The following is a 25,504-nucleotide window of genomic DNA, read 5'->3' as shown; positions in this document are numbered from 1 at the left end:
AAAAAAGCCGGGTCACACGACCCGGCTTTTTTGTTTGATGTCCGGCCAATTTCAGAACTTGTAACCGACGAAAAGCGATGCGGAAGGCTGCAGCTTTTTTTCGACAATCGGGCTGTCGGCCGCGTCGCCCGTGAGAATACCAAGGCCTGCTTCGCCACGCACCAGCCAGTGCTCGCTGAGCAGATAGATGGCGGATGCCGAGACATTGACGCGCTTCAGGCCGGCTTCAGGCTTGTATTCGGCAAGACCTGAACGGGCGGCCTGGGCGGAGTTAACGCCGAAATAGGCTTGCATGTGCTTGTCGTTGGCAACCACGGCCTCGACACCTGCGCCGAGAATCAGGTTTTCGGTCACGGGTGCCTGATACTCGGCACCGAATGTTCCGATCAGGCTCTCGCTGCCTTCGATCGTCTGGTCGACGCTGGCATAAAATTCGAGACCGTTCCAATTGTAGGAGGCCTTGGCTCCGACCGTGGCAGCAAAATCGATGTCGCCGAGACCACGGAGACGGTCTGCGTCGTCCTCGTCACGTCCGCCTTCATATCCGATCTTTCCTGCAAGCGCGAAACCATCATGGCGGAACGGTGTGATGGTCACCCCTCTCGGATCGATCTCGAGCCATTCACCATAGGTGAATACCGCGAAGGGCACCGGCTGGATCTCGAACTTTTTGCCCCCCTCATATTCCGGCTCGTAGATCGCCCCGGCTCCAAGGATCAGGCTCCAGTTTCGCTGGGGCTTGTCACCCTCGAGCCGGGCCTGATCAAAAGGCGGCTCCGGCGGCTGTCCTGACAGGCTTGCATCGGCTGCAAGCGCTTTCGAGACCGTACCGGCGAGCAGGAATGAAACGTATAACGCGCTGGCGAGACGTCGCCGGTCAGTCCGTTGAATAAAAGACATGTGTGCTCCAGTGATTTGACACGGAGAGCCGCAGAAGGCGCGCCGTGTTTGCAACGCCTCCGTCCTGTCACGTGCAAAGCCCAGGCAGCATGTCTTTGTGTTACGCTTTGTTGCGGGGGCATCCTTGCGTGCCTCTTCCGCCGGGAAGATTGGTGGCTCGTAACAAAACTTAATATCCAGTTCGACTTTGGATCTTTATCCTGCACGCGGGTCATCCATTGACCGCCATCGTTTATCGCCGTGCGAGAGATGGCAGAAATCCGCGGGGGCGTTTTGATATTCAAGATACCACGGTCGGTCTCGACCATTCATGGCCAGATTACTGCCGTCATCCTTGCTTGTCTGGTCATCGCCTTCGTGATCGGTTCGACGCTGGAACGGTGGGTCAGCGATGATTACAACGTCCCTGATCTCGAAGGCATGTCGGCGCGCGTCTGGGCGATCGCTTCGGTTCTTTCCAATGCGACGCCGGACGAACGGCGCTCGATCATCGGGGCAGCCAATCGGAACGGAGAGCAATTCGTATTGCGGCCAATGTCCTACGCCGAACGCTTTGTGACCTCCTCGCCGCAAGAACCTTTTATTCAGGTCGCTATCGACACACTGCTTCCGCCGGAGGAACGGCCCATCCCTCTGGGAGGCTGGCGCACATTCATCGATGGCAAGCGGGTTCTGGCCGCAAGGGTCGATGATGAGACGCTGCTCGTGATGGAACTGCTTCCCGAGAGTTTTCTCCGAAACGATGCCCTGAGGTTTGGTTCGAACTATCTCGTGGCGACGGTCACCCTTATCATCCTGTTCTCCGCCTTCGCCGTCTGGGCCATCACCCGGCCGTTGCGACGGATCGCATCGGCTGCGATGAAGGCGGATATTTCGCTCGGACCAGCCGCATTCGAGGAGCGCGGCAGCGTCGAGATCGTCGCGCTCGCAAAATCGCTGAACAGCATGCAGCGGCGGATATCGACCATGGTCGAGTCTCGCACGCGGATGCTGCGGGGCATCAGCCATGACTTGAGAACGCCTCTCACGCGATTGCGGCTGCGCGCCGAGCGCGTGAGTGAAGGCGAAGGCCGGGACGCCCTTTTGGCCGATATTGAGCGGATCGATCGGCTGCTCAAGGAGAGCCTGGGTTATTTGCGCGACAATCATGAGCGTGAGGCGCGCCAGCGTGCCGATCTTGCCTCGGTTCTGCAGACCGTCTGCGACGAGTTCTCCGACATGGGGCACAACATGCAATATCGCGGGCCATCGCGGCTGATTGCCAGTTTCAAGCCTTTGGCGCTGACACGGGCGGTTACCAATCTATGTGAGAACGCCGTGAAATTCGGGACCAAGGTCGAAATCGAGCTCACCATCACCGATAAAGTGGTGAGCATCGACGTCATGGACGATGGCCCAGGCATTCCGGCGGAATATCGCACGCGTGTCCTGGAGCCCTTCTTCAAGGTGGATACGGCTAGGGCAGGCCTGGATTCCGGCTTTGGCTTAGGCCTTTCGATCGTCTCGGAGATCATTCACGCCCACGGCGGACGACTTTTTTTGCTTGATCGAGCCCCGCATGGTCTGATTGCCAGGATGACTTTCCAGATGGATGAGGGTTAAGGGAGGCTCGCTACATCTCTGTGCCGTTATCCCAAGCCGGATCTTGGGCCGGCGCATTATCTAAAGCTCCAGATTTTCTGTAGCAAACCAATGCGTCGAAGGTTCGGATCTCGTCAAAGTCTTGGGTCTGCTCATTTGGATTGTGCGCGAACCATGATCACAGACACACCGCCCAGGATCAGCGCGATCCCGACGAGCGAAGTCAGCGCGGGTTTTTCGCCGAGCAACGCCCATCCAAGTGCCACGCCGACAAGCGGATTGACATAGGCGAAGGTCGAGGCGATCGCGGGCGGATAGATTTTCATCACCGCCATATAAGCGAGGAGACTGGCCACCGAGCCGAATATCACCAGGTAAAGAAATGCGATAAGCTGAAGCGGGACGAAATCAGCCGGGGGCAGAAATGTCGTTCCGCTCGTCCAGCACAGTCCCGCCAGGACCACTGCCGCCGACAGAGTCTGCAGGCCGGCGGCCCATACGGGGGATGTTGCGACAAAGAGCGGTTTCTGGATCAGGCTGCCGATTGACCAGGTGAGGCCCGCACCACAGAGCACGAAGGCCAGCCAAACGGCGTATCCGCTTTCGACGGATGAGGAGCCGGCAAGGAAAATCGGCGGCCCGACGATGAAGAGCAAGCCTGACAGGCCAATAATAAGCCCCGCGATGACATGGCGCGAAGGGTGGGTTCTGTGGATCACGCTGGAGATCAGCGTCGTCCAGATGGGGATCATGCCCATGGCCATGACGATGAAGCCCGAGGCTGCGTGCCGGGATGCCAGCGTCGCAAGCCCATTTCCCATGACCCACATCAGGATGCCGGAGGCCGCGCAGATGATGACTTGCCTTAACGTCAGAGTGGGAAAGCACCGGGTGCGCAGGAGGCCGATCGCGATCAAGATGGCGGATGCCATCCACATGCGCCAGGTTTGCAATTGCAACGGGCTGATTGCCGGCGGGCCGGTGACGGCGATCTTTACCGCGAAATAGGTGCTGCCCCAGACAAGATAGACGACCAGCAGATTGCCGAGGCCGCTCCATGCGGTATTGCGCGACTTCGCCGCTTCGACTGTGGACATCGTCAGGCTTCCCGCATGAATATGCGGGCGAGGCCTTCCTTCATCGTTTCCATAGCGTCGGTGGCGCTGATCCTGATATGGTCACCCATGATCTGCGATGCCGTCTGCCCGTCCCGCTGGAGCATCGCCTCGGCAATACGCACGTGCTCGGTATAGGTGGTCGACAGGCGCCGGTGTTTTTCCACCTCGATCTGCCGGACGAAATGAATGCGGGTGTTGATGCCCTCAATCATCTTGGCAAGTTCCGGATTGCCGGAAAGCTGCGCGATGCGCATGTGGAATTCCTCGTCCTTGGCCGTCAGGTCCGCACTGGAGAGGGCGTCCGCCATGGCCGACGTCCTCTGCCACCAGTCGACCAGCGCCCGCAATTCCAGATCGGACGCCTTTTCCGATGCAAGCCGCACGGCGCGTTCTTCCAGCAGGATGCGGACATCGGTGAGGTTGAGAATTTCCTCGACATCGAAGCCCCGGCAGAAGAAGCCGCGATTGACCTGAAACGTGATCAGCCCTTCGGTGACGAGCCGTTGCAGGGCCTCGCGGATCGGGCTGCGGCTGACTTGCATCTTCGCCGCCAGCTCCAACTCGTTGATCCGCTCGTTCGGCTTGAACCGGTAATCCATCGCCATACGGCGGATTTCCTCATAAACACGAGGTCCGGTCTTCGCAGGTTTCGATGCCAACACGTCTTGATCCTTGAGGTTGTGGCGATTGACGGCCCGGACCATTGCGCTGATGCCATGCAGACTGTCAATCGAAACCAATGCGGCGATACCCGGATCGCCGCATCGGAAAGCTTCAGATGCCGGCGATGACGGCAATCTCGACGGTAAACTGCGCAGCGGCGAGCCTGGATTCGACACAGGCGCGCGCCGGCGTGTTGCCGGGAGAAACCCATGCATCCCAGACCGTGTTCATCTCGTTGAACGTGGCGATATCGGTCAGCCAGGCGGAAATGAGCTTGCTCTTGTCGCTGCCGGCTTCTGCCAGGAGTTCGTCGGTTTTCGCGAGGATATCCGCCGTCTGTTCGGCGACCGACGCGCCGGGTGCGCGCAGGGCGACTTGGCCTGCGAGGAATACGAGGTTCCCATAAGCGACAGCCTGCGACATGCGGGGGCCGGCGCCAAATCGGGTGATCTGGTTCATGTTCTTTCCTTTTCTGTGGGGTGATTTGCAGATGCCGTCAAGTTCAGGCAGCAGCGCGGGAAATGTTGTCGAGATCTACCGGGGAGTTCCGGCCGGCCATCAGGTCGGCGATGATCCGGGCCGAACCATGCGACATCGTCCAGCCGATATGGCCGTGACCGGTATTGAGCCACAGATTGTCGATCCTGCTTTGGCCGAGTACGGGAAGGTTATCCGGCGTCATCGGTCGCAGGCCCGCCCACATATGGGCGCGGTCATAGGCGATGCCTTTGGGAAACAGTGAACGCGTCACCTCCATCATGAAGGCGAAGTCGGAGGGCTTGTGTGACCGGTCATAGCCGGCGAATTCAGCCGTTGCCGTGACGCGGATCTGATCGCCCATCGGCGTGATGGCAACGAGATTGTGCTCGTCAAGCACGGGCACTTTCGGCGCTAGATCCGGATCTGTGACCGGTATGGTGAGTGAATAACCTTTGATCGGATAGATGGGCAGCGAAAGCCCGATCTTGCGGGCAAGCAGTGGGCTCTCGCTGCCGAGGCTCAGTACATAATTGTCTGCGGTGAACTCACCTTTGCTGGTGATCACCCGGCTGATCCTGTTGCCGCTGCGCTCCAGTTTGACGATGCGCGTATCGGTCAGGATACGGCCGCCGCGGCTGCGAACGATATCGGCGAGCGCCTTGGTGAATTTTGACGAACTGCCGGTCTCGTCGGTCGGGCAGAGTATTCCGCCTGCGATCAGGTTGCGCGAGCCGAGCAATGTCGGTTCCCGCCGCACGATCTCGTCGGCATCGACGAGGCTGATCTGCTGGCCGTCGCTTTCCAGAAGCCGCATGTTGCGCACGCCGGCGTCAAGCGCTGCCTTGTTCCGGTGGAAATAGATGATCCCCGAGCTGATCCGGTCGTAGGCGATGCCCTCGCGCGCGACGACATCCTGCAGGACGGCCTGCGAATGGGTTGCCAGGCGATGCTTGCGAAGTGTGTTGAGCCGCGCCTTTTCCGCAGTGCATTGCATCAGGAAACGCCATGACCAGCCGTAGAGATGCGGATCGGCGGACAGGCGAAAACGCAGCGACTGGTTCTTGAGAACCAGCGATTTCAACAGGATCTTCGGTGCGGCGGGTGATGACCAGACGAAGGAGTGACCGGGCGCGATCATTCCGGCATTACCCCAGCTGGTGCTTTCCGCCACCTGGCTTTCCTGCTCCAGCACCGTCACCTGATGACCGTCCTGAAGCAGTTGATAGGCCGTGGTGATGCCGACGACACCGCCGCCGAGGATCAAGGCATGCATGGCAAATTCCTTTTGTCGAAAAGATTGTCGACAATTAATGGGTCTGATGTCAGCCTGTCAATCCCGTTATGCATCGCAATAGGTGTCACCAATTTCGCCGATGTCGACGGTATAATTGATGCATCGCAAAAAAATATCGCGACGCACCTTGACGTAGAAATTTATTGTCGTTTGTATTGTCGACAATAAATTCCAAACAAGAGGGGTGTGACATGAAGAGCATTTTGTTGAGTGGCATATTCGTTTTGGGCCTGTCGGTGGCGGCCTATGCGCAAGACGCGGTGATCGGCGCGATCCTGCCGCTATCCGGCTCCAGCGCCACGCAGGGTGATGACCAGCGGCGGGGCATGGAACTGGCGCTTGAAAAGATCAATGCGGATGGCGGTGTTCTCGGTCAGCCGCTCAAGATCGTCACGGAGGATTCCGGCGGGCGGACGGCAACCGCGCTGGACGCCGCCAAGAAGCTCGTCACCGTCGACAAGGTTCCTGTGATCCTCGGCGAATTCTCCTCCGGCATCACCATTCCGATTGCCCAATATCTGCTGCAGCAGGGCCGGGCGCATATCAATATCGGCAGTTCCAGCACTCAGATTCGCAGCCTGGGCAAGGGTGCCTTCAGCGTCATCGGCCTCGACGACGTCTCCGGAGCTTTCGCCGCGCAGGACGTCTTTGCCGAGGGCGCAAAAAAGGTTGCGGTCATCGCGCCGAACAATGCCTATGGCCAAGGCATAGCCAAGGCCTTTGCCGACAAGTTCAAGTCGCTCGGTGGCGCCATCACCTCGACCGTTCTCTATACGGAAGGGCAGACGAGCTATCGCCGGGAACTGCAGCAACTTGCGGCCGGCGCGCCCGATCTTTACGTCTACACCGCCTATGGCAAGGAATCGGCGACGATCAACCGGGAAAGCTTCGAACTCGGTCTCAACGACAAGACATGGTACGGGCTTTATCTGACCATGTGCACCGCTGATAGCGACCCGCAATATGTCGAGGGCCAGACCGGCATGGATCTCAACTATATCGGCGGCAAAGGCGGTGACTATCAGAAGTTATATGAAGCCAAGTACAAGAATGGTTTCACCTCGACCTTCAACGGTTTCGCCTATGACGGGGTGATGCTGGTGTCCGCCGCCATCAACAAGGCAAATTCGCTCGACCCGCAAAAGATCGAAACGGCGATTGCCGAAATCGGCAAGACCTATGAAGGGGTCACCGGCCAGATCGTGCTGGATGCCGACGGTCAGCGTAGCGCCCAACCCTATCTCCGCCTGAAGATCGAAAGCGGCAAGGCTGTCGCCACCCAGTAAAGCGCCAAGGGTGCCGGTGGCCGGGGCATGCCTCCCCGTGCTGCCGGCACCACCGACTTTTGCCGATTTAACCGGACCAGAATCATGTTTCAATTTCTTGTCGACGTGCTGATGCGCGCCTGCGATCTCATGCTCGTGGCGATCGGCATGAGTGCCGTCTACTCGCTGATGAAATTTCCCAATATCGCGCTTGTCCAATATGCCGCCACAGGCGGCGTGCTGGCGATCATGCTGCAAAAGGCCGGCATACCGGTCGCTGTCGCGATCGTCTTCGCGATCGTGCTGACCGGCTTGCTGGCCGTCATCCTCAACGAATTCCTGTTCAATCGCATGCTGAAAACCGGGTCTTCGACGGCGATGATCGGATCTCTGGCTGTGGGGATGCTTTTCTCTGCCGTCTTTCTCGTCACGGCGGGACCAAACCCCAGCCGCTTCGCGTTACCGGTCTCGCGGCCGTTTCGCATTCTCGATGCGCGCATCACCGAGCCGCAGCTTGTCAGCCTCGCCATCGTTGCAGCGGCAATCTGTGTCTTCGCGCTTCTTTATTTTCGCACCGATCTCGGGCGCTGCATGCGGGCGACATCGACCAATGAAGTACTTGCCGATGCCACCGGCATCAATACCGGCCGGATGAAGACGATCATCGTGCTGATCAGCGGGGTCATGGCGGCACTTGGCGGCGTTGTCATTGCGCTCAAGGGTGAAGTCGATATCCAGCTCGGCATGAATCTGCTCCTGCCGGTCTTCGCCTCCGCAATCCTTGGCGGCCTCGGCAATCCGTTCGGCGCCGTCGCCGGCGCGCTGCTCATCTCGCTGGCCGAAACGGTAGTGACCAGCATCAATTTCGGTCCGCTGATCGGACAGGTCGTCGCTTTCCTGCCGGTCGCCTATGCCAGCGCGATATCTTTCCTTCTTCTCGTCGCCGCGCTCCTTTGGCGCCCGCGCGGCCTGTTCGTCAGCGAGGTCAAGCGTGTCTGATTTCATAATCCACGTCACCATCATGTCCGGCTTTTATGCGCTGCTCGCCTTGAGCCTCAACCTTCAGGCCGGCTTTGGCGGGCTGATGAATTTCGGCCAGATCGCGCTCTTCGCTTGTGGCACCTATGGCGCGGCCATCGCCTTTCACTTCGACCTCGGCGCCATTTCCGGCTTCGTGCTGGCGATGATCGCCGCCGGTCTTCTCGGCTGGGCCTTTGCCAGCGTTGGCCGCAACCTTCAGGCAGATTATTGGGGCATCGTCACCCTGGCACTGGCCGAAGTCATCCGTATCGTCGCAACCAGCGAGGACTGGCTGACCGGTGGCGCCCAGGGGATCGGCGGCATTCCGCCTCTCTATTCCGGCCTTGAAGGCCAGGCGCGCCAGATCGCCATTCTTGCGACGGTTCTGGCACTCGTGCTTGCTGCCGGACTGCTGTGCCGCCATCTCATCGGCGGCCGTTATGGCCTGTCGATCAGGATCATGCGCGAGGAGCCGCAGCTTGCCGGCTCGCTCGGCTACGATACGATTGCGTTGAAGCGCCAGCTGATGGCGGCATCGAGCGTGCTCGCCGCCGTGTCGGGTTTCCTGTTTGCCCATTACGTCAGCTTCGTCGGGCCGGAACAGATCGACAGTTCGGAGACCTTTCTGATCTGGGCCATGATCGTGGTCGGCGGGCTGGGCAACAATGCCGGCGCCATCGTCGGCGCTTTCCTGCTGCAGTTCACCTTCGCTTTCATCCCTTTCGTCAAGGACTGGGTCGGACTGCCGACCGAATATGTCGCGGCGGGACGGCTGCTTTTGACCGGCGGCGGGCTGATCGCCTTCATCCTTTTTCGACAGTCGGGCATCCTGCCGGAACGTGTGGGAGGGCGCCGTTATGTCTGATCCCGTGCTCGCACTCAAAGGCGTCGCCAAATCCTTCGGCGCCAATCAGGTCCTGACCAATGTCGGCTTCGCGATAGGGCAGGGCGAGATCGTCGGCCTGCTCGGCCCGAACGGTTGCGGAAAGTCGACCCTGCTCAATCTCATCTCCGGAGTATTGCCGGCCGATGCGGGAAACGTGGCCTTTTACGGCGAGGACATCACCGGCCGCAGTCTAGACCGGGTCGCCCGCAATGGGCTGGTGCGCACCTTCCAGCTGCCGTCCATGCCACGCAGGATGACAGTCGCCGAGCTTCTCTATGGGGCAGCGGCCAGAAATGCGGGCTTCGCAAGCTTGTTCCATCGTGACCTGGACGAGCGGGCGGAGATCGACGGACTGCTGGATGATCTGGCGCTGTCGCATGTGCGCCATCTCCCGGCGGCATCGCTCTCCGGCGGTCAGAAGAAGCTGCTGTCGATTGCGCTCGCTTTGCGGACGTCGCCGAAGATGATCTGCCTCGACGAGCCGACCGCTGGCGTCCATCCCAATTTGCGCCACCACATGGTCGGGCTTTTACGGCGCATGGCGGCGGAAGGCATCACCCTTCTGATCGTCGAGCATGACATGCATTTCATCCGCGAACTCTGCTCGCGCTGCATCGTGATGGATCGCGGCACGGTGATTGCTGACTGCCCGCCATCGGAACTCACCTCCAACGAACAGGTGGTCGAAGCCTATCTCGGCAATGCCAGACAGAAGAGGGCGATGGCATGATCGAAGTCACCGATGTAAGAGCCGGTTACGGTGATGGGCCGGATATTCTGAACGGCATTTCGCTGAAGGCGGAGCCGGGCAGGATCGTCACCATTCTCGGCCCCAACGGCTGCGGAAAATCCACGCTGCTGAAATGCATCGCCGGTTTTGTCCGGCCGCGGGCCGGCAATATCCGCATGTCTGGCGAGGCCGTCACCGACGTGCCGACCTATCGCAAGGTGCGCCATCACAGGGTCGGTTTCGTGCCGCAGACGGACAACGTGTTTGCCACGATGACGGTCGCGGAGAATATCCTGCTTGGCGGTCGCCTGATGGAGACGAGGGCGATGGAAAGCCGCTTCGATGCGCTTCTTGGCCAATATCCGAGCCTTGCCGCCAAGAAGAACAGGCGTGCTTCCGCCTTGTCCGGTGGAGAGCGGCAGCTTCTGTCGCTGGCACGCGCACTGATTTCGGAACCGTCCATTCTGCTGCTCGACGAGCCGTCGGCCGGGCTCTCGCCACGAATGATGCATGACGTCTTCGAGGCGATCGCCGATGTCCGGCGCCGGGATGGCCCGTCCATTCTGATGGTCGAGCAGAATGCCTTCGAGGCCCTTCACGTATCTGACCGCGCCTACGTCCTGTCCCTCGGCAGCGTAGCGATCGAGGGGGCTGCATCCGATCTGCTGGCCGATCCGGCCATGCGCTCGCTCTATCTCGGTGGCGACAAGCATTGAATTTCACATTTCCATTTCGGAGACATAACCAATGACGATCCATTCGCCCCAGACCCAGTCCCCACTTGTCATCAACAGGGAAGGAATGCCTTTCGAGATCGATGAGGGCATCGGCACGCTTGCCAATCTCGGCCTGCTTGTGCTTCGAACCGACCAGACGATCGAAGACGAATTCCGCTTCGCGCTGCCGGCATCGGACGTGGCACTCTATGGCGCGCGGCTTTACAGCGACGTGGAGATTACCCCGGCCAATCTGATCAAGATGTCGGATGAAATCCCCGGAACGGTGGGGCTGTTGCCGGATGTGGCGTTCGACGTGATCGGATTTGCCTGCACATCGGGTTCGCTGGTCATCGGTGAGGACCGTATCGCCGAGCGCGTCCACGAAGTTCTGCCGGGCGTGAAGGTCACAAATCCGGTCACCGCCGCCCGTGCTGCAATGGAGGCGCTCGGCGCAAAGCGGATTGCGCTGCTCACGCCCTATATGCCGGAGATCAACCATTCGTTGCGCGCCTCGCTGATGGCAAGAGGCATGGATATCCCCGTCATGGGTTCCTTCCACGAGCCTGACGACAATCGCGTGGCGCGGATCACGCCGGGCGCGATCGAGCAGGCCATCATCGAGCTGGGCAGCTCTGCCGAATGCGATGCCGTCTTCGTCTCCTGCACCAGCATGCGCGTTGCCCGGATAGTTGCTGATGTGGAAGCGAAGCTCGGCAAGCCGGTGACGTCCAGCAACCATGCGCTCGCCTGGCACATGCTGAGACTTGCCGGCTATGCTCAGCCAATGCCCGGGCTTGGTCAATTGTTCATGCTACCAACCATCTAGTCAGTTTTGATTGAGAGATTGACCCCGGGCTTCGGCATAGGCTCAAGCCCCAACTAACTAAGTCGCAGTGGCGCGGTGGCATCAATTTCCTGGGATCAAAACGAAGCCGCGCGATGGATGATTTGCTCTTGTTGCCTGAGGCGCAGATGCTTTGGATAGGGCCTTAAGCCCTTTGTCGCAAGGCGTTCCGCGCGCTGATGATCTGTTGCTTTTGAGCGGCATCATCTTCGCCTTGCGCCACGGGTTGCGATCACGTGCGCGCCGGCTGCGGCAAAGGTGAGGGCGCGTGCCCGGCCGATATCCTAGCCGCTTGTCGTGACCACACAGACCTTATCGTGAACCCTGTTCATCTTACGCCTCCGGATGAATGGCATTGGATTGAGAAGAGGGACATGGCGCGGAAACCTCATCGGGACGGTGCGCCATGGCGAATGTCGAGCCCTTGGATCAATCAGGCGGTCGCTGCGGCGGGTTGCGTCTTTTCCCGGTGGATGAGGTTCATGATCGCTTCGCTCATGTGGTCATAGGCGCCGTCGTTCTCGATCGTGCCCTGCACCCTGTAATCGTCCATCACCACGATCCGGTCAGCGAGCGCCACGATCTCCGGCATGTCGCTGGTGATGACGATGACGGCGGTGCCGTTATTGGCAAGTTCCCGCAAGAGCTCGTGCAGATAGGCCTTGGTCTTGATATCGATGCCGACGGATGGCTCGTCGATGATCAGGACCTTGACGCCTGCTGCGAGCCATTTGGCGACGCTGATCTTCTGCTGGTTGCCGCCGGACAAATTGCCGACCGTCTGCGACAGGCTCGGCGTCTTGACCTCCAGTCGTTCCAGGAACGGCACGACTTTCTTGCGGATGGTGGTATCGGACAGGCCGCCGAATAGGCCGGACAATCGCTTCCACACGACGATGCCGGCATTGGCAAGCACCGAATGCGGCAGCAGCAGCCCTTCGTTCTTGCGGTCCTCGCTGACATAACCGATCCCATAGCGGTGGATAGCGTCGCCGACTGAAGAGATGCGGGCGGCCTGGCCTTCGATCAGAACCTCGCCGTCGGTCACCGGAATTCGACCCATGATCGATTTGGCGAGTTCGCTGCGGCCGGCGCCGATCAGGCCGTAAAGGCCGACTATCTCGCCCTTTCGGACGGTCAGATCGATATTGCTGTGGCCGATCGCGGTCGAGACGTTGCGCAGTTCAAGGGCAATCGGATTGGCCGTCGTATCACGTTTCTGCCAGCCGCCGACGCTTTCGTTGCGCCCGATCATGAAGCGGACGAGATCCTGGCGCCCGAGACCTTCGAGCGACTGGCTCTGGCAGGCATTCACGCCGTCGCGCAACACGGTAACGCGGTCGCAGATCTCCTGCACTTCCTCGAGCTTGTGGCTGACGAAAACCAGGCTGACGCCATTGTCCCTCAAGCGGTGCAGGACGGTGAACAAGGTCCTCGTTTCGTTGGAGGTCAACGATGCGGTGGGTTCGTCGAGCAGAAGCACGCGGCTTTGCAGCGACAGGGCCTTGGCAATCTCGACAAGCTGCATCTGCGCAACGGACAGATCCATGACCGGTCTCGCGGGGTCGATGTCGAATTCGAGAGCGTCGAGCCACTGGCGCGCCGAGCGGTTCAGTTCCGCATAGTCGATCGGCTTCAGTGCGTGGCGGCTCGTCTGTTCCAGATGGATGTTCTCGGCCACCGAAAAGCGCGGGATGAGGTTGCGCTCCTGGTGAACGACACCGATGCCCTTGGCCACGGCGTCACGCGTGTTGGAAAACTGGACATCCTGCCCGTTGACGAGAAGCTGCCCGCCGCTCTGGCGATGGACGCCGGTGATCACCTTGATCAGCGTCGACTTGCCGGCGCCGTTTTCGCCGAGAAGCGCATGGATCGAGCCCGGCAGCAGCGATAGCGACACACCGTCCAGCGCCTTCACGCCCGGAAAGCGTTTCTCGATATTGAGGGCTTCGAATACGGGAGTGATGGTCATGGTCATGCCTTTCTCGAAACAGGTGCCGTTCCGCGCAGGCGATTGACACCGACGGCGGCAAGAATGAGCGCGCCGAGCACGACCTGGACGAGGAACGGATCGATGGAAAACAGCACCAGCGCCTGGGTGATCAACGCGACGACCGCGACGCCGAGGAAGGTGGCGGTGACGCTGACATGGCCGCCGGCAAGGACCGCTCCACCGATCACCGGCGCGGCAAAAGACAGGATCAACCAATCGTCTCCGATCGACGGTTGGCCGATCTGCAGGCGGGAGACCAGAAGCATGCCGGCGCAGGCGGCAAGCAGGCCGGAAATCGCATGCGCGACGACAACGACGGTGCGGACCGGAATGCCGGACAGCGATGCGGCATGTTCGTTGCCGCCGACAGCCAGGATGAAACGGCCGATCGGCAGGCGGTTGAGCAGGTACCAGAGGGCGATGGCGACGATTACCGTCGGTATCGCCAGCATCGGCAACGTGCCGAACAGGGTTGCCGAGCCAAGTTCCTTGACGCTTTCCGGTATGCCGTAAAACGGCTGGGCACGGGTGATGCCGAGATTGATCCCCTTGTAGATCGACAGCGTGGCGAGCGTGATGACGAAGGCGGAAATGCCGGTGACGCTGATCAGCACGCCGTTGAGGACGCCGCAGAGGCAGCCGATCGTCAGGGCGAGCACGGCGGCAAGCGGCGCCGGGATACCCCAGATTTCCATCATGCCGGCAAACGAGATCGCGGCGAGGCCACCGATTGCGCCGACCGACAGGTTCATCTGTCCGATGGCGATGATGATCATCTGCGAAAAGCCGATCAGCGCATTGATGGCAACCGCCAGCAGCAATGTCTGGATATTGAAGGACGACAGGAAGTTCGGGCTGAAGCTGCGGATCACGACGATCGCGATCAGCGTGGCGAGCAGGGGGCCGAACCAGTCTGCCTTGGCGAGGCGGGAAAGACTGAAATTGGTCATCGACTGGTCCTTAGGCAAGATTGCGATAGGCAAGGTAGCTGCGGCGCGCCTTGTCCATGAACACCGCGACGAGAAGGAGCAGGCCAAGGAAGGTCTGCACCCAGAAATCCCCGATCTGCAGCAGCAGAAGGCCGCCGGTCAAAAGCGTGACGAGCGCTGCGCCAAGGCAGGTGCCCAGCACCGGCGCCTTGCCGCCGTTCAGGAGGGCGCCGCCGAGAACCGGGCCGAGAAATGCCGGAAGAAGCCAATCCTGCCCGAGCTGGCCGGCCATCGACGGAATGGCGGCTCCGTTGCGCGAGACCAGCATCAGGGCGGCGATGCCGGCGAGCGCTCCCGACAGCATGTGGCACAGCACGGTGATGCGCCCGACGCGAACGCCGGAGAGTTCGGCTGCTTCCGGTCTTGCGCCTGCCGCAAGCATTTCGCGGCCGAGAACGCTGCGGTGGTAAAGCCAGGTCAGAGCCAGCGCGACGACGATCGTGACCAGCAGAAGCGGCGAGATATAGGTGAAGAATTTCATCTTGCCGAAAGCGACAAATTCCGGCGGCAGGTTGCGATAGGCTTCCGCTCTGGTCAGGAACACCATGACGCCGAAGAAGATGCTCATTGTCGCGAGCGTGATGATGAAGCTGTGCAATCCTGTCCGCACGACGGTAAAGCCGTTGATGAAGCCGAGCGTGACGCCCATTGCGATGCCGCAGATGAGTGCAAGTGGCCAGGGCAGATGCAGGACCTCGATCGCATAACCGGTGAACATCGCGGCACAGACGCCGATGGCGCCGACCGCGAGGCTGAGGCCGCCCGTGACGATGACGGTCATCATCGACAGGCCGATCATGATGTTGACGGCGGTGTTGCGGCCTAACGTGAACAGGTTGAACGGGCTGAGGAACCCCTTTGTCGTCAGGCTGAAGACGATCACGAACAGGGCAATCAGAAGGATCAGCCCGAACTCGTTGGACACGAGGATGGTGCTGCGGGAGGTTCCCGCGCTGAACGCCGGTCGACGTGTGCCGACCTCGGCTGGTGCTGGAATGTCATGCGATGGCATGGGGGTGTTCCTTCGAATTCCGGTCATGGGACCAGTCATGGGACAGGCCATGGGAAGAGAGGCGATACCGCCTCGCTGGACGCGCCAAGGCCGCCCGTCGATACAGGGATGAGGCTTCAGGAAGCCTCATCCCTTTCCGAGTTCAGAAACCTACTTGCAGCTCAGATAGGTGGCGTCGAAGCTTGCTAGAAGCGTCTTGGTCTCGTCGCGCATCGTATCGACATAGGAGCCGACCTTGCCGGCATCGATGAAGGACGTGCCCGAATCGATGAATTTGGCGGTCAGCGCGTTGGTCTTAAACGGTGCATCCGGCTTGATCGTGCAGCCCGAGCGCAGCTTGTCCACGGCATAGGAGCCGATATAGGCCTGGCCATAGGGGTTCTGCAGCATGGTGCCGTCGACGAAGCCGTCCTTGATCGCCTGAAGCACGACTTGGTCATGGTCGATGCCGACCATGTGGATGCGCTTGTCGCCAATCTTGCGCAACGCATTGGCGGCGACCACGGAGGGGACCCATGCGGTGGCGATGATGCCATCGACCTCGTTGGCATGGGCTGCCAGATAGGCATTGATCTTTTCTTCCGCCGGCTCCGGCGCGTCGATATCGGCGATGACCTGCACGACTTCGTTGCCGGTTTCCTCGGCGGCCTTCTTCACCGCGTCGATGCGCAACTGCGTATTCGGATCGACGAGGAAACCTGTCAGGTGCAGGATGCGCTTCTTGCCCGAGCCCATGATCCGGGCAAGTTCCTTGGTGCCGATATAGGCGGAATTGCCGGTATCCGTGCCGAGGCAGAAGGCGGCCGTCGACGGATCCTTGAAGCAGCCACCCGCCGCGATCACCACGGCGTCGTTGGAGGTCAGTTCTTCTGCGGTGGAGACGGATCCGACCGGATCGCCCGGGAAGATGACAAAGCCGTTATACCCTTGGGAAAGCAGGCTCTCGAGCAGCTGGTTCTGCTGGGCGAGTTCCCATTTCTGCGGCACCTTGTAATCGGCCGACTGCAGGCCGAATTCCTTTGCAGCATCTGCACCGGCCTGTTCCCAGGCGGCAAAATAGGGATGTGGTCCACCCGGGACGAGCGCGATCGTGCTGTCGCTTGCATGTGCGAGACCGGCCAGGCCGGCACTCATCCCCAATGCCGCCACGGCGGCAAAATTACGAAATCCATTCAACATGAGCTTCCTCCTCATTCTGTTGAAACCTCCTCAAGCCCCATCATGTGTCTGATCGAGCGCCCTCTCAAAGTGGGCTGCTCCCAACTAGCCACTTGCAAGAACGTCTTGGACACTATAATACTTGTATCCAAGCTGCAAACGGAATCTTGGCAGTGATTGTTTTGAGGATGAGCCGTCATGAAGCGCCTTTTGACAGAGTTGCCGCAAGCGAGTGGACCGGTATCCACTCTGGGCGCGACCGGTCTGGAAGGGCTGGAGATGGTTCTCGACCGACAGCGTTCCGCCTCCGATCAGGTGCATGCCGCCCTGCGCCGCGCCATCATCGAGGTGCGCCTCGCGCCCGGCAGTCCGATCAGCGAAAACTCGATTTGTCGCCAGTTCGCCGTATCCCGCACCCCGGTTCGGGCCGCGATCCAGAGACTTTCTGAGGAGGGGTTGGTCGATGTCTATCCGCAGGTCGGCAGTTTCGTTGCACCGATCAGGCTGGCCGGTCTTCAGGATAGTCACTTCGTCAGGCGATCGCTGGAGATCGCGCTTTTGCGCGAAGTGGTGCCGCTCTGGACGCCGGAGATGAGCCGGAGGATGCGGAATGTGGTGGGCGAGCAGGAACGGTTTATCGCCGCGGGAGACGGTGATGGATTTTTCCGGGCCGACGAGGAGTTCCACCATCTTCTGGGAACCTTCGCCGGACGCGAGGGTGTCTGGCAGGCGGTGTTGAGCGCCAAGGTGACGCTCACGCGATTCCACCGGTCATGGCAGACGGCGGAACGCCTGCCGGATGTCATCACCGAGCATCTGGCGATCGTCGATGCGCTTGATCGTGGAGACGGTGCCGCTGCGGAGCGGGCGCTGGTGACGCATCTCGACATGATTTTCGTGATCTTCGGACGAATGTCCGAACAGGAGAGAAAAAATCTGGCCGTCTGACTGAGACGGCAAGTGGAGGGGAGTTCCATGGAGCTAAAAGGTAAAATTGCACTGGTGACCGGTGCGGGAGGTGGTATCGGCCGCGCCATCGTGATGGCGCTGGCCGACGCCGGTGCGCATGTTCTGGCGGTCGATCGTGATGCGGCCGCCATCGGCAGGCTGGGAGATATCTGTGAGCCCGTCGTGGTTGATCTGTCCGATGCCACAGCGATCGGTGAGGCGATGCAGGATATTCTGGCGCGCCATGGTCGCGTCGATATTCTCGTGAATAATGCAGGCATTCTCTCGCCCAACAAGCTCCTCGGCACCACCCTTGAGGAGTGGCATCGGTTGATGGCCATCAACCTCGATGCGGCTCTGCTTCTGACCCAGGCCGTGATGCCGGCAATGAAGGACAATCGCTGGGGGAGGGTGATCAACATCGCCTCCTATGCCTGGAAGTCCGGCGGGCTGACTGCCGGCACCGGTTATGCGGTGTCGAAGGCAGCCCTGGTCGGGCTCACGTTTTCGACGGCGCGTGAACTGGCCTCGGCAGGCGTCACGGCAAACGCCATCGCCCCGGCCTATGTCGTCTCGCCGATGATCATGGAGCAGCTTTCCGAAGAGGATCGCAACCGGCAGCTCGCCGCCATTCCGGTCGGTCGTCTGTGCGAGCCGGAAGAAGTGGCGCATGCCGTGCGGTTTCTCGCCTCGCCGCTATCCGGTTTCATGACTGGTGTGGTGATCGACATGAATGGCGGACTGCAGTTCGGCTGAACAGGCCGGATGCCCCCGACCTTCCGCAATCCCGATGAAACCCAGCGTCGGGATATGGCCCTTATCTCTGTCGATTGGAAAATTCAGTGCCAGGAACCCGTCTGTCACAAGCAGCGCTCGCCGACCTGCCGGCCGCCGTCGCCCTCCCAGCCTACGACCGTAAGATGGTGACGCCCGGCATCGTGCATCTCGGCGTCGGCGCCTTCCATCGTGCTCATCAGGCGGTTTTCGTCGATGACTGTATCGGTCGCGGTGAAACGCAATGGGGCATTGTCGCCGCCTCGATGCGCAGTGCCGATACGCGTGATGCGCTGGCACCGCAAGACAATCTCTACACCTATTGCGAACGCGACGGGCAGACGGAAACTTATCGCGTCATAGGCTCGATCCTCGAAATCCTTGTGGCACCGGAAGACCCCGGCCGGTTGGTCGACCGGCTTTGTGATCCTCGCGTGCGGATCGTGACGCTGACGGTGACGGAAAAAGGCTATCTCGCAAACCTGTCGGAGCGCACGCTTCTGCGCAGCCATCCCGATATCATGAACGATCTCGATGCGGCCAAGGCGCCGCGATCCATTCACGGCGTTCTGCTGGCCGCGATCCGGCGGCGACGGGAAGACGGTGCCGTACCGCTGACACTCGTCTCCTGCGATAATCTGCCTTCCAACGGCAAGGTCTTGAAGGCATTGCTGGTGGAATTCGCGGGCATGACGGACACTGCTCTGGCCGATTACATAGAGGAAAACATCTCCTGTCCCTGTGTCATGGTCGACCGTATCGTTCCGGCAACGACGGACCGGGATCGTGAAGCCGTGGCAGAGGCGCTTGGGGCAGAGGATGTCTGGCCGGTCGTCGCCGAACCCTATTTCCGCTGGGTGATCGAAGACCAGTTTCCACACGGCCGTCCGCACCTGGAAGCCTCCGGCGTCGAATTTGTCGACGACGTCGAACCCTATGAGCATATGAAGCTCAGGATGCTCAACGGCGCGCATACGGCGATTGCCGCGATCGGCCAGATTGCCGGACTTGAAACGGTTGCGGATGTCTATGCCGATATCAGGGTACGCCGTTTCATCGATCGCTACTGGAGTGAGATCGAACCGACCTTGTCGCCCCATCTCGACGGTGCCGGTTATGTCGAGGGTTTGCGAACGCGCTTCGCCAACCCATCACTCAGGCACCGGGCGGTACAGATCGCATCGGATGCGTCGCAGAAAGTGCCGCAGCGTATCTTGGCGCCGCTTGCCGAGCTGATTGGCGAGGGCCGGCCGCATGGCGCCGTCCTGATGGCGGCGGCGCTCTGGATATGCTCCTGCGCCTCCCGCAACGAGAATGGCGAGCCGATCTTCATCCATGATCCTGCCTTCAACGAATGGCCGGCAATCGACCAGCAGACGCTCTCGCCCGAACAGGTGGTCGAGCACTTCCTGGGCTTTGATCGTGTCTTCGGACCCGAATGGAGAGACAGACCGGACTTCATCGCGGCGCTAGTGACCGCCTGCCGCGCGATTAAGACACAGGGCGCGCTTGGCGCCATCGATTCTATTGCCTGAGGAGGAACTTATGCAGGAAACCTGGCGCTGGTACGGCCCGAACGACCCGATCACACTCGAACATGTCCGCCAGACCGGCGCCACCGGCGTGGTGACGGCGCTGCACGAAATTCCCGACGGCATCTCCTGGCCGCTTGAGGAAATCGTCAAGCGCAAGGAGATGATCGAGGCAGCCGGTTTAGAATGGAGCGTCTGCGAGTCGATCCCGATGGAGCAATGCGTCAAGCGCGGAGACAAGGACGCGCCTCAGGCTATCGCCCGCTGGAAGGAAACGCTTGCCAATCTCGGTCGCGCCGGCATTCCGACCGTCTGCTACAATTTCATGCCGGTGGTCGACTGGACCCGTACCGATCTTCGCTGGAAGACTGCGCGCGGCACCGGACTTGCGCTGCGGTTCGAGATGACCGATTTCGTCGCCTATGACGTCTTCATCCTGAAACGCCCCAATGCCGCCGAAGACTACGATGCCGATGTCGTCGTGCGTGCCGAATTGCGCGAGAAGGCGATGAGCGAAGACGAGAAACTGCTGCTCGAGCGCAATATCATCGCCGGCCTGCCCGGTGGGGCACTGGTCCAGACCCGGCAGTCGATCATGGCATTGCTTGCCTCGTTCGGCGGCATCGACGCTGCCACCATGCAAGGTAATCTTGTCGCCTTCCTGAAGGAGGTGGTGCCGGTCGCGGAGGAATATGGCGTGATGCTGGGCCTTCATCCCGACGACCCCCCATTCTCGCTTTTCGGTCTGCCGCGGGTGGTCTCGACGCCGCAGGATGTGCGCACCATTCTTGCCGCCGTCGATAGCCCCAATCACGGCATCACTCTCTGCACCGGATCCTATGGCTCTCGCCCGGACAACGATCTCGTTGCCATGGCAAAGGAGTTTGCCCCGCGCATCAATTTCGCCCATCTGCGCAATGTCACCACAGAAGCTGACGGCTCGTTCTTCGAGGACGACCATCTGGACGGCGGGACAGACATGGTCGGCGTCGTCGAGGCTCTGTTGCGCGAGGAGCGGCGCCGGACCGCTGCCGGTGACACGCGCCCGGCGATCCCGCTGCGACCGGACCACGGACATCTGCTGGGTGACGATATCGATAAGAAGACCAATCCCGGCTATTCCTATATCGGCCGCGTGAAGGGCCTCGGCGAACTGCGCGGCGCGATTCGCGCCATCACCCGCCAGCTGGACAAAGGGGAGGCCACGGCATGATCGGCCGTCCGCTCGGAAATACAGGCCTGGCGCTCAGCACATTCTCCTTCGGCGCCGCCGGCATCGGCAATCTCTACCGCGAGGTCTCGCGCGAGGATGCGATGGCGACGCTGGAAACGGCCTGGGATGCAGGTATCCGCTATTTCGACACGGCGCCGCATTACGGACATGGCCTGTCGGAACGCCGGCTGGGTGATTTCCTGCGCGACAAGCCGAAGGGATCCTATGTCCTGTCGAGCAAGGTCGGCCGGCTGCTGAAGCCGGTACCTGAAGACGCCATCCCCGATCACGGCTTCGTCCGTCCGCTGCCCTTCGCGCAGGTGCATGACTATAGCTATGACGGCATCATGCGTTCCTACGAGGACAGCCTTGCCCGCCTCGGGCTGAACGGGATCGATATTCTCTACATTCATGATCTGGAAGTCACGACACTCGGTGCGGACTATGACCACCATTTCGCCGATTTCGTCGGGGGCGGTGCCAAGGCGCTGGAGGAACTCAAATCCTCGGGCGCGATCAAGGCCGTGGGGCTCGGGGTGAACGAGGTTCCCGCGTGCCTTAATCTTCTGGCGCGCGCGCCACTCGACGTGATCCTGCTTGCCGGTCGCTATACCCTGCTCGATCGCTCGGCAGAGCCTGAACTTTTAGCCCGCTGCGAAGAGACGGGCACGCGCCTCGTCATCGGTGGCGTCTTCAATTCCGGCATCCTGGCAACCGGTGCACGGCCGGGTGCCACGTTCAATTATACCGAGGCATCACCGGATGTGATGAAGAGGGTAGAGGCGATGGAAGCGGTCGCCGTCTCGGCCGGCACCAGCCTTGCCGCTGCCGCCCTGCATTTTCCCCTGCGCAGTCCGCTGGTGGCAAGTGTCCTGATCGGCACGGCAAAGCCATCGAGCCTGATGCGCAATGTCGAGCTTTTCGATCAGGCCATCGCCGAAGCCGCATGGCCATTATTCGACGAGCATTCTATCGGCGCGACGGGGTGACTGGTCATGGAATTGATCGACACGCATCAGCATCTCATCCTGCGCGACCGGCTTGGCTATGCCTGGACCGAGGATATCCCGGCGATCGCCTCCGGCATCTTCGACCAGAACGTCTATGCCAGGCAGGCCAAAGGCTGCGACATCGTCGGGACCATATTCATGGAAAGCGGCGTCGATGACGTCGATTATCAGAACGAGGCGCGGCTTGTTTCGAAACTGGTCGGGTCCGGTTCCCCCTCCATGCTTGGAGTGATCGCCGGTTGCCGCCCCGAAACCGATCTGGGCTTCGATGCCTGGCTGGAAGAGTGCCGGGATCTCAACGTCGTGGGGTTTCGCCGGATCCTGCAGGTCATGCCCGACGATCTGAGCCGCATCGAAACTTATCGCCGGAATATCCGCAAGATCGGCGAGGCAGGATATCCGGTCGATCTCTGCTTCGACGGGCGACAGCTGGCAATCGCTCACGATCTCGTCCGAGCAGCTCCCGATACGTTTTTCGTGCTCGACCATTGCGGCAGGCCCGACATCGCTGCCGGCGATTTCGCAGCATGGCGGCGGGACATGACGCGACTTGCCGAATTGCCGAACCTTTCAATCAAGCTTTCAGGCCTGCCAAGCTATTGCGATCAATCGGTATCTGCGATGACTGCCATCAGACCGTACAGCGACACCGTGCTGGACCTGTTCGGGCCGCATCGCATGCTCTGGGGCGGCGACTGGCCGGTCATCGATATCGGAGGCGGCTTGTCCGGTTGGGTGAAGCTCACATCGAGCCTGTTATCCGACCTTTCTCTCGATGAGCAAAACCTTGTCGGAACGCAGAACGCAAGAGACGTTTATTTGGGATCCCGTGCCGCAGATTGGATATAAAAGTGTATTCAAGAAAGGCGATATCGGGCGGGCCTTTCGATGGGTTCATTTTTTAGATGTCGTTCATCCGCGAGCGGCCTGCTGCCTGATCTGGCGAATGGCATCGTTGAAACCTTTAGGGGTGCCGCTTGAGCCTGCAAGCTTGAAGACCCTAACCTCATCTATGCGTTTACCCACCACCACCTTCGGAACGGCCGCGGCGAAGGCGCGCTGGAGTTCCAGCGAGCGGGGCACGTAGGCATGCGGGGTCACGGTGACGGCCGTGATGATGCCGTCCTTGAGTGTTGCTTTTACGGTGATATGTGAAGGCTGGCCGCCGTATTCTCCGGTCGCTGTGTAAACTCCATCCGCGTACGGGCTCTTTTCAGCCCCCCGTGCGTCCACGGCCCCCGCAAGGATGACGGTAAGGGCAGTGGTCAGAATCATTTTCCGTGTCTGGTTTTGCATCATTTTTCCTTTCTCAGGTGAAGAGTTCTCCGTCGAAGTTGTCCGAGACTTCGACGCGTCCATCGGCGAACATTCGGACGAAGGAGAAATCGAAGATTGACGTCAATTGCGAGGGCGAACTGAAGAAGAGAGCGGTTGCCAGTCCGTCGGCGGTTGCCGTGTCGGCCGCGACAGCCCAGGTGGCGATCACATCCATTGTCGGTCGTCCGGTGCGGCCATCGAGGACATGATGCAGGTTTTCGCCCCACCGTCGTCGATTGGGCGCAGATGCACAGATGGAGCCGTTGATCAGGTTGGCGATCCCGATCACCATGCCCGAGTCAAGAGGATGCTCGAGGCCGACATCGAGCGCGACGTCTCCGCGATGGCGCATGTCTCCGCTGCCATCGACAAGGAAGGTCCCGAGGCCACACGCTTCCAGAAGCCTGGCGATGCGATCGACGAGAGTGCCCTTGCCGACCGCGCCGAGATCAATGACGAGCGGCTTTCGCACGGTCACGGATTTGCCATCACGAAGCACGTCCCGTCGCCAATCCGGACGTTGCCTCGCCAAGGACGACATGGCTCCATCGCCAGGGACCAGTGAATAGTCGCTGTCATATCCGAGACGTTCGAGATCGCGACCGACGAGCGGATCGACGGCGCCGTCCGTCGCAGCGTGAAGTCGATCATAGAGATCGAACATTGAAACTGCATCTGAAGGAAAACGGAATGTACCGCCGTGCGCCGCTTTCGCGATCCGCGTCACGATCGAGCCCTCTCGGAATCTCGAATAGATGCCATCGAAACGCTCGACGATATCAAGGATGTTTTCCTTGATATCCAGCGCAAGTGGTGCTGGCGTGCTGATCTCCCAGGACGTGCCTATGGCATCGAACTCGAAACGGGAGGTCAACACGCCGTCCATGTCAGAGGCCGGTCATCTTGAGAACAGCTTCGGGGAGGCGCTCACCAACGACGTCGAATTTCGCAAGGACGACTTCGATGTCTGCCATGTCAGCGGCGGTCAGTTCGAGATCGACGCTGCCGATGTTCTCTTCGAGACGGTGCTGTTTCGTGGTGCCGGGAATGGGTACGATCCATGGCTTCTGTGCCAGAAGCCATGCGAGAGCGACCTGGGCAGGCGTGGACCGCTTTCCGTCTGCGATCGACGTGATCGCGGCGACCAGCGCGAGATTGGCCTTGCGAGCCTCGGCATTGAAGCGCGGCACGGCGTTGCGGAAGTCTGTGGCATCGAACTTGGTATTCTCGTCGATCTTGCCTGTCAGAAGGCCGGCGCCAAGCGGCGTGAATGGCACAAAACCGATCCCGAGCTCTTCGAGCGCAGGCAGCAATTCCGCTTCAGGACCGCGCCAGAACAGTGAATATTCACTCTGCACTGCTGCGACCGGCTGGACGGCGTGCGCCTTGCGGATGGTGGCGACACCAGCCTCGGACAAACCGAAATGCTTGACCTTGCCCTCGGCGATCAACTCCTTCACGGCACCCGCGACGTCTTCGATCGGAACGGCCGGATCGACGCGGTGCTGGTAGAAGAGGTCGATGCGGTCGGTCTTCAGGCGCTTGAGAGCTGCTTCTGCCACGGCCTTGATATGCTCTGGACGGCTGTTGGTGCCGCCACGGCGCGCACCCGTTTCGAGATCGATGTCGAAGCCGAACTTTGTGGCGATGACGACCTTGTCGCGGATCGGGGCGAGCGCCTCCCCGACGAGATCTTCGTTGACGAATGGGCCGTAGGCTTCCGCCGTGTCGAACATGGTGATGCCCTGATCATGGGCAAAGCGCATCAGCTTGATCATCTCGCTCTTGTCGGCAGCAGGGCCGTAGGCCGAGCTCATGCCCATGCAGCCGAGGCCGAGGGCGGAAACTTCGAGGTTTCCGAGTTTTCTGGTTTTCATGGTCATTCTCCTGGTGTTACTTGCTCACGCGCGACTGAAGGTGTGCGTGATAGCCGTTGCCGCTGATCCTTTCGTTGGTGAAAGGGCCATAGACCTGTGGGGTATCGAAGAAGGTTACGCCACGATCGTGCGCGTCCGGATCAATGTGGCCGCTCCTTCTTGTCTGTTGCGTCACCATAGC

The 25,504-nt window shown here is 60.4% G+C and carries 25 protein-coding genes; 13 read left to right on the top strand and 12 right to left on the bottom strand.

The window, feature by feature from the left end; translation table 11 throughout:
• Positions 1-51: 51 nt before the first annotated feature.
• Entirely contained in the window at positions 52-900 is an 849-nt protein-coding gene (locus AC2GXZ_RS25615) for a MipA/OmpV family protein (protein ID WP_483762063.1), read from the bottom strand.
• A 273-nt stretch (positions 901-1,173) separates the two neighbouring features.
• Between AC2GXZ_RS25615 and AC2GXZ_RS25610 the strand changes: the two genes are divergently transcribed.
• Positions 1,174-2,502: an ATP-binding protein gene (locus tag AC2GXZ_RS25610; protein WP_483762062.1), complete on the top strand. Its 1,329-nt coding sequence runs from the start codon at positions 1,174-1,176 to the stop codon at positions 2,500-2,502.
• A 131-nt stretch (positions 2,503-2,633) separates the two neighbouring features.
• Here the strand turns inward: AC2GXZ_RS25610 and AC2GXZ_RS25605 are convergent, their stop codons facing one another.
• The 4 genes from AC2GXZ_RS25605 to AC2GXZ_RS25590 all read right to left on the bottom strand — a co-directional run bounded on the left by AC2GXZ_RS25605 (position 2,634) and on the right by AC2GXZ_RS25590 (position 6,015).
• A complete protein-coding gene (locus tag AC2GXZ_RS25605) occupies positions 2,634-3,578 on the bottom strand; it encodes a DMT family transporter (RefSeq protein ID WP_483762061.1) in 945 nt (314 codons plus the stop codon).
• Between the two features lie 2 nt (positions 3,579-3,580).
• Positions 3,581-4,261 (bottom strand): GntR family transcriptional regulator, encoded by a 681-nt coding sequence (locus tag AC2GXZ_RS25600; protein WP_483762060.1) that lies wholly within the window; start codon positions 4,259-4,261, stop codon positions 3,581-3,583.
• Between the two features lie 112 nt (positions 4,262-4,373).
• Positions 4,374-4,721: a RidA family protein gene (locus AC2GXZ_RS25595; RefSeq protein WP_483762059.1), complete on the bottom strand. Its 348-nt coding sequence runs from the start codon at positions 4,719-4,721 to the stop codon at positions 4,374-4,376.
• A gap of 43 nt (positions 4,722-4,764) precedes the next feature.
• Entirely contained in the window at positions 4,765-6,015 is a 1,251-nt protein-coding gene (locus AC2GXZ_RS25590) for a D-amino acid dehydrogenase (RefSeq protein WP_483762058.1), read from the bottom strand.
• A 212-nt stretch (positions 6,016-6,227) separates the two neighbouring features.
• Here AC2GXZ_RS25590 and AC2GXZ_RS25585 point away from each other — a divergent pair, with 212 nt between their 5' ends.
• The 6 genes from AC2GXZ_RS25585 (at position 6,228) to AC2GXZ_RS25560 (ending at position 11,482) form a co-directional block, all read left to right on the top strand.
• A complete protein-coding gene (locus AC2GXZ_RS25585; RefSeq protein ID WP_483762057.1) occupies positions 6,228-7,322 on the top strand; it encodes an ABC transporter substrate-binding protein in 1,095 nt (364 codons plus the stop codon).
• 84 nt (positions 7,323-7,406) lie between these two features.
• The gene (locus AC2GXZ_RS25580) at positions 7,407-8,300 is read left to right on the top strand and encodes a branched-chain amino acid ABC transporter permease (protein WP_483762056.1); all 894 of its coding nucleotides are present in this window, start codon (positions 7,407-7,409) and stop codon (positions 8,298-8,300) included.
• The gene (locus AC2GXZ_RS25575) at positions 8,293-9,186 is read left to right on the top strand and encodes a branched-chain amino acid ABC transporter permease (RefSeq protein WP_483762055.1); all 894 of its coding nucleotides are present in this window, start codon (positions 8,293-8,295) and stop codon (positions 9,184-9,186) included. The genes AC2GXZ_RS25580 and AC2GXZ_RS25575 overlap by 8 nt, the downstream gene beginning before the upstream one ends.
• Positions 9,179-9,937, top strand: a complete 759-nt coding sequence (locus AC2GXZ_RS25570; protein WP_483762054.1) for an ABC transporter ATP-binding protein — start codon at positions 9,179-9,181, stop codon at positions 9,935-9,937. Before AC2GXZ_RS25575 ends, AC2GXZ_RS25570 begins: the two co-directional genes overlap by 8 nt.
• The gene (locus AC2GXZ_RS25565; RefSeq protein WP_483762053.1) at positions 9,934-10,653 is read left to right on the top strand and encodes an ABC transporter ATP-binding protein; all 720 of its coding nucleotides are present in this window, start codon (positions 9,934-9,936) and stop codon (positions 10,651-10,653) included. The genes AC2GXZ_RS25570 and AC2GXZ_RS25565 overlap by 4 nt, the downstream gene beginning before the upstream one ends.
• 31 nt (positions 10,654-10,684) lie before the next feature.
• The gene (locus tag AC2GXZ_RS25560; RefSeq protein ID WP_483762052.1) at positions 10,685-11,482 is read left to right on the top strand and encodes a maleate cis-trans isomerase family protein; all 798 of its coding nucleotides are present in this window, start codon (positions 10,685-10,687) and stop codon (positions 11,480-11,482) included.
• A 451-nt stretch (positions 11,483-11,933) separates the two neighbouring features.
• On the opposite strand, the gene AC2GXZ_RS25555 is transcribed toward AC2GXZ_RS25560, so the two are convergent.
• The 4 genes from AC2GXZ_RS25555 to AC2GXZ_RS25540 form a co-directional block, all read right to left on the bottom strand.
• The gene (locus AC2GXZ_RS25555; protein ID WP_483762051.1) at positions 11,934-13,478 is read right to left on the bottom strand and encodes a sugar ABC transporter ATP-binding protein; all 1,545 of its coding nucleotides are present in this window, start codon (positions 13,476-13,478) and stop codon (positions 11,934-11,936) included.
• Complete coding sequence (locus tag AC2GXZ_RS25550; RefSeq protein ID WP_483762050.1) at positions 13,475-14,443, bottom strand: ABC transporter permease; 969 nt, start codon at positions 14,441-14,443, stop codon at positions 13,475-13,477. The genes AC2GXZ_RS25555 and AC2GXZ_RS25550 overlap by 4 nt, the downstream gene beginning before the upstream one ends.
• A 10-nt stretch (positions 14,444-14,453) precedes the next feature.
• Entirely contained in the window at positions 14,454-15,494 is a 1,041-nt protein-coding gene (locus AC2GXZ_RS25545; RefSeq protein WP_483762049.1) for an ABC transporter permease, read from the bottom strand.
• A 150-nt stretch (positions 15,495-15,644) separates the two neighbouring features.
• Positions 15,645-16,673, bottom strand: a complete 1,029-nt coding sequence (locus tag AC2GXZ_RS25540; RefSeq protein WP_483762048.1) for a sugar ABC transporter substrate-binding protein — start codon at positions 16,671-16,673, stop codon at positions 15,645-15,647.
• Between the two features lie 177 nt (positions 16,674-16,850).
• Between AC2GXZ_RS25540 and AC2GXZ_RS25535 the strand changes: the two genes are divergently transcribed.
• From AC2GXZ_RS25535 to AC2GXZ_RS25510, 6 genes are all read left to right on the top strand, one after another.
• Entirely contained in the window at positions 16,851-17,600 is a 750-nt protein-coding gene (locus AC2GXZ_RS25535) for a GntR family transcriptional regulator (RefSeq protein ID WP_483762047.1), read from the top strand.
• A gap of 27 nt (positions 17,601-17,627) precedes the next feature.
• Positions 17,628-18,356: an SDR family NAD(P)-dependent oxidoreductase gene (locus AC2GXZ_RS25530; RefSeq protein ID WP_483762046.1), complete on the top strand. Its 729-nt coding sequence runs from the start codon at positions 17,628-17,630 to the stop codon at positions 18,354-18,356.
• 86 nt (positions 18,357-18,442) lie between these two features.
• Entirely contained in the window at positions 18,443-19,909 is a 1,467-nt protein-coding gene (locus AC2GXZ_RS25525; RefSeq protein WP_483762045.1) for a mannitol dehydrogenase family protein, read from the top strand.
• A gap of 10 nt (positions 19,910-19,919) precedes the next feature.
• Positions 19,920-21,119, top strand: coding sequence for a mannonate dehydratase (uxuA, locus tag AC2GXZ_RS25520; protein WP_483762044.1), 1,200 nt, complete (start codon positions 19,920-19,922; stop codon positions 21,117-21,119).
• On the top strand, positions 21,116-22,108 hold the full coding sequence (locus AC2GXZ_RS25515; protein ID WP_483762043.1) for an aldo/keto reductase: 993 nt from the start codon (positions 21,116-21,118) through the stop codon (positions 22,106-22,108). Before uxuA ends, AC2GXZ_RS25515 begins: the two co-directional genes overlap by 4 nt.
• A 6-nt stretch (positions 22,109-22,114) precedes the next feature.
• Entirely contained in the window at positions 22,115-22,978 is an 864-nt protein-coding gene (locus tag AC2GXZ_RS25510) for an amidohydrolase family protein (RefSeq protein WP_483762042.1), read from the top strand.
• A 63-nt stretch (positions 22,979-23,041) separates the two neighbouring features.
• On the opposite strand, the gene AC2GXZ_RS25505 is transcribed toward AC2GXZ_RS25510, so the two are convergent.
• The 3 genes from AC2GXZ_RS25505 to AC2GXZ_RS25495 are packed head-to-tail and all read right to left on the bottom strand — an operon-like array spanning position 23,042 to position 25,323.
• On the bottom strand, positions 23,042-23,425 hold the full coding sequence (locus AC2GXZ_RS25505; RefSeq protein ID WP_483762041.1) for an FMN-binding protein: 384 nt from the start codon (positions 23,423-23,425) through the stop codon (positions 23,042-23,044).
• A 13-nt stretch (positions 23,426-23,438) separates the two neighbouring features.
• Positions 23,439-24,320 (bottom strand): FAD:protein FMN transferase, encoded by an 882-nt coding sequence (locus tag AC2GXZ_RS25500; RefSeq protein ID WP_483762040.1) that lies wholly within the window; start codon positions 24,318-24,320, stop codon positions 23,439-23,441.
• A 13-nt stretch (positions 24,321-24,333) separates the two neighbouring features.
• Complete coding sequence (locus AC2GXZ_RS25495; protein ID WP_483762039.1) at positions 24,334-25,323, bottom strand: aldo/keto reductase; 990 nt, start codon at positions 25,321-25,323, stop codon at positions 24,334-24,336.
• Positions 25,324-25,504: the final 181 nt, after the last annotated feature.

This window comes from Aliirhizobium sp. YIM B11859 (genome assembly GCF_057163345.1).
This window is presented reverse-complemented; position numbering and strand designations above follow the sequence as displayed.

What these genes read in the sequence shown, in the direction of transcription:
- AC2GXZ_RS25615 (WP_483762063.1), bottom strand. Translation starts at nt 900, where the DNA reads ATGTCTTTTATTCAACGGACTGACCGGCGACGTCTCGCCAGCGCGTTA.
- AC2GXZ_RS25605 (WP_483762061.1), bottom strand. Translation starts at nt 3,578, where the DNA reads ATGTCCACAGTCGAAGCGGCGAAGTCGCGCAATACCGCATGGAGCGGC.
- AC2GXZ_RS25595 (WP_483762059.1), bottom strand. Translation starts at nt 4,721, where the DNA reads ATGAACCAGATCACCCGATTTGGCGCCGGCCCCCGCATGTCGCAGGCT.
- AC2GXZ_RS25590 (WP_483762058.1), bottom strand. Translation starts at nt 6,015, where the DNA reads ATGCATGCCTTGATCCTCGGCGGCGGTGTCGTCGGCATCACCACGGCC.
- AC2GXZ_RS25585 (WP_483762057.1), top strand. Translation starts at nt 6,228, where the DNA reads ATGAAGAGCATTTTGTTGAGTGGCATATTCGTTTTGGGCCTGTCGGTG.
- AC2GXZ_RS25580 (WP_483762056.1), top strand. Translation starts at nt 7,407, where the DNA reads ATGTTTCAATTTCTTGTCGACGTGCTGATGCGCGCCTGCGATCTCATG.
- AC2GXZ_RS25570 (WP_483762054.1), top strand. Translation starts at nt 9,179, where the DNA reads ATGTCTGATCCCGTGCTCGCACTCAAAGGCGTCGCCAAATCCTTCGGC.
- AC2GXZ_RS25565 (WP_483762053.1), top strand. Translation starts at nt 9,934, where the DNA reads ATGATCGAAGTCACCGATGTAAGAGCCGGTTACGGTGATGGGCCGGAT.
- AC2GXZ_RS25560 (WP_483762052.1), top strand. Translation starts at nt 10,685, where the DNA reads ATGACGATCCATTCGCCCCAGACCCAGTCCCCACTTGTCATCAACAGG.
- AC2GXZ_RS25555 (WP_483762051.1), bottom strand. Translation starts at nt 13,478, where the DNA reads ATGACCATGACCATCACTCCCGTATTCGAAGCCCTCAATATCGAGAAA.
- AC2GXZ_RS25550 (WP_483762050.1), bottom strand. Translation starts at nt 14,443, where the DNA reads ATGACCAATTTCAGTCTTTCCCGCCTCGCCAAGGCAGACTGGTTCGGC.
- AC2GXZ_RS25545 (WP_483762049.1), bottom strand. Translation starts at nt 15,494, where the DNA reads ATGCCATCGCATGACATTCCAGCACCAGCCGAGGTCGGCACACGTCGA.
- AC2GXZ_RS25540 (WP_483762048.1), bottom strand. Translation starts at nt 16,673, where the DNA reads ATGTTGAATGGATTTCGTAATTTTGCCGCCGTGGCGGCATTGGGGATG.
- AC2GXZ_RS25535 (WP_483762047.1), top strand. Translation starts at nt 16,851, where the DNA reads ATGAAGCGCCTTTTGACAGAGTTGCCGCAAGCGAGTGGACCGGTATCC.
- AC2GXZ_RS25530 (WP_483762046.1), top strand. Translation starts at nt 17,628, where the DNA reads ATGGAGCTAAAAGGTAAAATTGCACTGGTGACCGGTGCGGGAGGTGGT.
- uxuA (WP_483762044.1), top strand. Translation starts at nt 19,920, where the DNA reads ATGCAGGAAACCTGGCGCTGGTACGGCCCGAACGACCCGATCACACTC.
- AC2GXZ_RS25515 (WP_483762043.1), top strand. Translation starts at nt 21,116, where the DNA reads ATGATCGGCCGTCCGCTCGGAAATACAGGCCTGGCGCTCAGCACATTC.
- AC2GXZ_RS25510 (WP_483762042.1), top strand. Translation starts at nt 22,115, where the DNA reads ATGGAATTGATCGACACGCATCAGCATCTCATCCTGCGCGACCGGCTT.
- AC2GXZ_RS25505 (WP_483762041.1), bottom strand. Translation starts at nt 23,425, where the DNA reads ATGCAAAACCAGACACGGAAAATGATTCTGACCACTGCCCTTACCGTC.
- AC2GXZ_RS25495 (WP_483762039.1), bottom strand. Translation starts at nt 25,323, where the DNA reads ATGAAAACCAGAAAACTCGGAAACCTCGAAGTTTCCGCCCTCGGCCTC.